At 42.0% G+C, this 3,537-nt stretch carries 5 protein-coding genes; 2 read left to right on the top strand and 3 right to left on the bottom strand.

The window, feature by feature from the left end:
* Positions 1-93: 93 nt before the first annotated feature.
* The 3 genes from FHS77_RS15740 to FHS77_RS15730 all read right to left on the bottom strand — a co-directional run bounded on the left by FHS77_RS15740 (position 94) and on the right by FHS77_RS15730 (position 1,985).
* Complete coding sequence (locus FHS77_RS15740; RefSeq protein WP_210307175.1) at positions 94-420, bottom strand: hypothetical protein; 327 nt, start codon at positions 418-420, stop codon at positions 94-96.
* Between the two features lie 130 nt (positions 421-550).
* Positions 551-916 (bottom strand): DUF6232 family protein, encoded by a 366-nt coding sequence (locus tag FHS77_RS15735; protein ID WP_184224865.1) that lies wholly within the window; start codon positions 914-916, stop codon positions 551-553.
* A 292-nt stretch (positions 917-1,208) separates the two neighbouring features.
* Positions 1,209-1,985: a hypothetical protein gene (locus FHS77_RS15730; protein ID WP_184224864.1), complete on the bottom strand. Its 777-nt coding sequence runs from the start codon at positions 1,983-1,985 to the stop codon at positions 1,209-1,211.
* A 115-nt stretch (positions 1,986-2,100) separates the two neighbouring features.
* Here FHS77_RS15730 and FHS77_RS15725 point away from each other — a divergent pair, with 115 nt between their 5' ends.
* Positions 2,101-2,406, top strand: a complete 306-nt coding sequence (locus FHS77_RS15725; protein ID WP_184224863.1) for a hypothetical protein — start codon at positions 2,101-2,103, stop codon at positions 2,404-2,406.
* A 567-nt stretch (positions 2,407-2,973) separates the two neighbouring features.
* Entirely contained in the window at positions 2,974-3,447 is a 474-nt protein-coding gene (locus tag FHS77_RS15720) for a hypothetical protein (RefSeq protein ID WP_184224862.1), read from the top strand.
* The last annotated feature ends 90 nt before the right edge of the window (positions 3,448-3,537 follow it).

Raw genomic sequence — 3,537 nt, 5'->3', positions numbered from 1 at the left:
TTAGCCATGAATTGGTTTACGATACATTTTGATCATCGTTTGAAAGATCACTTGTAAAAGAAGCGGCAACTTACACAAAATAATAAACAGTCTCTATCGAGCTCGACGGTTAAAGTCATCGACAGTGCTGCTGTACTCTGAAATGGCATCGTCATTTTCTCTTTGAGCTTTGCTAAACGCTTCATCAGCCGCTCTTTCTGCTTCGGCTTTGGCTGCTCGGTTGTTGCATTCAATAAAATCCTCGACCTCAGTTTTGTAACTTTCCATTTCTCTTTTGCATCGGTCAAAATCCCATTGGTCGTCAAATGAACCAAACCTTGTTGCGCAAAATGGGGCAGAGGGTTCGCTGCAATAAAAAGCATTGGCCTCATTGGCAAGAGTGATTGGCGCAAAAAGTGCAATTAGCAATGATACACGCAAATTATTTCCTTTATCATATCAGACAAAACAGTCGATTTTTTTGATAATCCATATGTTACAAATGAAGCTGAGGATCCGTTTCTTAGCGGGCAATATCGGATAGAAAGTATTTCACTCTGGTAGAGTGTGACTACTGCTTAGACATAAAGGCAGCCTCCAAGGCTTCCTTCATGTCGTTAACCAGTTTTGGATCGTGACTACGGAACGCTTGAACATCACCGCTAGATGTACGCAATAGCAGAGCGGTGGAGTGTTTTGAATTGTAAAATAGATATGTGCCAGCAGTAATAATACCTAATCCGAGCATTGGTTGGAAAGCCAAAAATATTATGCCCACCAAAATGAAGAACACTCCCCACGAAGCACCAGCACCGCGTCCTAGGTCTTGAGTTGAGACGCTGCCAATATTAGCAATTGGGTATGAAGTGGAACCGAAACGGGCAACCTTAGAGCCTATTATAATATTCCCAGACTGAAAATGAATAGTGTCTGTCATATTGGTTCCTTGCGTAGATGCAATTAAATTTTATTCACTCAAGCGTGAGTCCTAAAATAAAGCAAGTGCCATCAATGCCACGCCTTTAATAGGACTGGTGAGAGCATACGCTGCCTAATAAATATGCTACCGTCTTCCGACAAAATTTCTCAGACTGGCAATTAGGCTTTTCATTTTGATAGGTGACTGTCAGTTTTTCTGCGCAATACGCATGCAAGGGAATTATAGCGCACATAGCGAAAAAGGATTTTCGGGGTCAGTAAGCGCATAAGTGGGGCATGTTATTCTTGTTTCAGGCATTAGGTATTATCCATACTCGCATCGATCCGAGGGGGGAGGCCGTTGTGCCTAAATTTATTTCTTCATTCTCTGCCAACCAATAGACAATCGGCAAAGTACCAAAATATGGCGCAATGTTCTTAGAGAGACTTAATTCAAATATAGAGTCTTTAGGCGCAAACCAATTGGATATTCCGATGTTTTTTCCCGAATGGAATGAGATGAAGCCTGAATGAATGTTACCATTCTCTCTAAAAAACCAGAATTTTATTCGAGGGTTAAACAAGAGAATACTTTTGAAGATACGGTTATCAGTATCGCCGCCCCAAGCGATTTCCCACTGTTCAAGCTCATCGGTGGACTGAACAGTTTGCCAATCATTGGAGGTTATTTGTTTGCTGCTTGGAAGATGCCCCCCATACCATTCGCCAGTCAGAACGCAACTAAATCCTTGAGGCTTTAAATCAATATCCCCGTAGCTATCTTTAACACCTAAGCCGCGTGTAGGGTTGTGAGTGCGAAACTGATCAATGGCTTTTAAAGTCGCTGCCTGTGCTTGTGGTTCGCGAGTGATTATATCGGGGTAGTAACGAGGCGAAGGCTTACGGTTAAGCCATGCACTTTTTGAGAGATGTATATCTGCTTGATGGCTCTGACAGACAGTCGTGCACCATTCAATATTATCGTCTACAGCAAATTGTAGCAGTTCATTTTTCATAGTCTTAAACTTTTGCTCCCATAAAGTAATTTGCACATTATTACGATTGGGGTTTGGTTGCTTCACAAGCAAGCGCAATCTCTTATAAAAATAGTTTTCAGACCAATACGCACGCGCGAGACGGTCGATTTCTTTGAGATAGCGTTTATTGATAGTATTTTATGAGGTATGTCAAAACGAGGGTGTAATGAGACGTTTTTTTATTAGTATCTTTTTGTTAATCTTATTTTTCAGGCCGGCTATAGCCGATGAGAAATATGAAGTCTGCATTACTGACGCAATGAACAGATATTTACAGCTGTCGTTAGAGCCTTCTCGGGCGGGACGAGTGATTGTGCTCTCACCTGAAAACCAAATTCTGCAACGCCGAACCTACGAAAATTATTGTTTGGAGATAACGGCCTGCGGGCTCAAAAACTATAAGGGAGAGAATCAAGATATGGTTGCCAGCGCCTTATTTTCTAAATGTCTTGATGAAGAAAATAACGGTTGATGGTTTTACCCTTAATAGGCGGCAAACGATTACAGTTCAAAATAACTGACTTGCGGACGAATAATGATACGCGCGCGAGGCATCGGGCATATCAGGGTGGATAGGTCAAAGGTGCCAAAGGCAGTGCTGCCCCATGAAGCGAACAAAATAAGTTTTGTCACTCCATAAAACAGCAAGGTTATTGCAAGGGCTTGCTGAGGGCGTGACCGGTTAATCCCATATCATTACACAGGCATTCACCGATTTACTTGAAGTCATTACGCGAGCAGAAACACCTTTGAAATTCAGCTAAATTTAAGGGTCTTACAGCAATGCGGCAGAAGTAACCTTGTCGCGATTATGTAACCAATAAGGGCGAATGGCTGAGGATTGTTTTGCATGAGTGGACCATAGCGCCAGATGCAAAAATGTCGAGAGGAAATTATGCTGCACTAAAATCGAAAATTATTAAATTAATCTAGCCTTTTAGTTGGGTAATTGCAGAAAGTGCGGCATAAATTCAATATTGCTACATACGTTTATATCTTTGATAGTAACAAAACGATTCTTGTTCTTCGGGGGATGACGGTGGCGAAGGAAATAGTTAGTAAAATCCTGCAAACGAAATTAGCTATTTCAGAACGAGCTTTTCGATTGAACCAGCCTGCGCGTCAAACGATATTTGATGTAGTCAAAAAAATTAATACAGTTTTCAAAACTCCGGCTGACCGACGCGCGATGGCAGGAACGCGTGTAATAGAATGCAGAGGTTATCGTGAAGGAGAAGATGTTCTCGGATTATACCTTGTAGGATATGTTCCTGACGATTCAGTTGGCATTGTTCCACACAAAGCAGACGGGCTAGAGTTGACCGGCCCACCTGAAAATTCGGATTTTTTGGATGGCGAGTTGATGGCGTTAATTGCAAGGGATGCAATTATCGTAATCAGACTTGGAATGTATGAAAGCGTTTTAAATAGTTATTTGGCAGGCTTAGCTGTTCCGGCAGGGGTGGATATCGAAGATGCACGGTTTCTTTTCAAAAATCGTACCGATGTCTGAAGTGGTCCTGTTTTTCTGAACAGTTTTTCGATCCAGCTAAGATGCACCCTGGTTAGGTTTCATGCTGCTTGGTTGATGTGTATTGCGCTA

It is taken from the genome of Paenochrobactrum gallinarii (genome assembly GCF_014205685.1).
Lineage (GTDB): Bacteria > Pseudomonadota > Alphaproteobacteria > Rhizobiales > Rhizobiaceae > Paenochrobactrum > Paenochrobactrum gallinarii.
The sequence above is the reverse complement of the archived record's forward strand: the minus strand, read 5'-3'. Positions and strand labels throughout refer to the sequence as shown.

What these genes read in the sequence shown, in the direction of transcription:
- FHS77_RS15725 (WP_184224863.1), top strand. Translation starts at nt 2,101, where the DNA reads ATGAGACGTTTTTTTATTAGTATCTTTTTGTTAATCTTATTTTTCAGG.
- FHS77_RS15735 (WP_184224865.1), bottom strand. Translation starts at nt 916, where the DNA reads ATGACAGACACTATTCATTTTCAGTCTGGGAATATTATAATAGGCTCT.